Genomic DNA, 1,235 nt, shown 5'->3' with positions numbered 1-1,235 from the left:
TGAAATGTCACCATTGTGGTAGAGTAATGACCTTGAAGAATTTCAAGGAAGGTGAACTGTTAGATAAAGTAGAGCAGGATAAGTATTATATCTGATACATACAGTCAGACATCAGATGGTGCGGCAGATATTTGGTCGCAACAGGACAAGACAATTAAATTAGTGGTCATCATGATATGGGAGACACTTGCAATAAGCGTAAGCTGATGATACGCAAAGGTGCCATCCTAAGGACGCATGAAAAATTAGAAACCAGTTTGAGGACTGGGACTGTTTTTCATGTGTCCTTTTTTATTTGCTGAAAATTTCACATTGGAGGAGTTTTCCCAGACCTTCAAACGTTTCTAGCCAAAACGGAAATGAAAGGAAAGATGAGAAATTGCAGCAAATAAGTTATAATAGTGTTGAAGACATCACAGATGATATAAGAAAACAAATTGGATGGAGAATACAAGAAAAAAGGATTGAGAAGGGAATTACAGCAGTAGATTTAAGTACCTATCTAAATATAACAGCTAATCAAGTCTCAAGGATTGAAAGAGGTTGTGCAGGAATTGATATTTACAAGTTGATTGTAATATGCAAAATCCTTGGAGTATCGGCGGATTATATATTGTTTGGAGAAATGAAGGAAGAGAACATAACTATTAGTAAAGAGCAGTTTGAGGCGATAAATGGTCTTATCAGCATGTTCGGAAAGGAAAAATTATGATTGAATACATAACACTATCAAATCTTGTTAAGAAAGTGTCCCAGGATGCTGTTGAAAAGGGAAAGGAAATATTTAACACAAAGAAGATACGAGAGAAGTATATTAATATATTTGAAATGATGAATATTGATAGGGATAAATTGAAAGCTTCTGATTGCAAACAATCAAAGGATTTCAAAATTCCAAAGGATTCTCAAAAATTTTTAATTGAAGTATATTGGCTATATTCTGACACAGATATGAAAAAAATGCGAAAAGGACTATTTGAGCAAGCCAGTTTAGAGTCTATAGCTGGATTGTTGGATGGTTTTCGTGAAATGATATTGAAACTGGATATTCCTGAGAATGATAAAGATGAAATGATATCTAAAATGTATATGAGAACAAGGTATCCATATCTTCAAAGACGAGCTGAGGTACTAAAAGAGTTGGAAAATATTAAGCTTGATTTTTGCCCGGACTATCAAGATGATGCTAGAGTAGAAGATGAACTGCAAAACTATGTTGATAATAACAAAATGAA

The 1,235-nt window shown here is 33.8% G+C and carries 2 protein-coding genes; both read left to right on the top strand.

Annotated elements, in window-relative coordinates:
• The first annotated feature begins 295 nt into the window (after nt 1-295).
• Nucleotides 296-712 (top strand): helix-turn-helix domain-containing protein, encoded by a 417-nt coding sequence (locus WS40_RS11715; RefSeq protein WP_154266626.1) that lies wholly within the window; start codon nt 296-298, stop codon nt 710-712.
• On the top strand, nt 709-1,235 hold a 527-nt coding region (locus WS40_RS10655; protein WP_046442229.1), incomplete at its 3' end, for a hypothetical protein. The genes WS40_RS11715 and WS40_RS10655, both read left to right, overlap by 4 nt.

The organism is Ruminococcus sp. N15.MGS-57 (genome assembly GCF_000980385.1).
Lineage (GTDB): Bacteria > Bacillota > Clostridia > Oscillospirales > Ruminococcaceae > Hominimerdicola > Hominimerdicola aceti.
The sequence above is the reverse complement of the archived record's forward strand: the minus strand, read 5'-3'. Positions and strand labels throughout refer to the sequence as shown.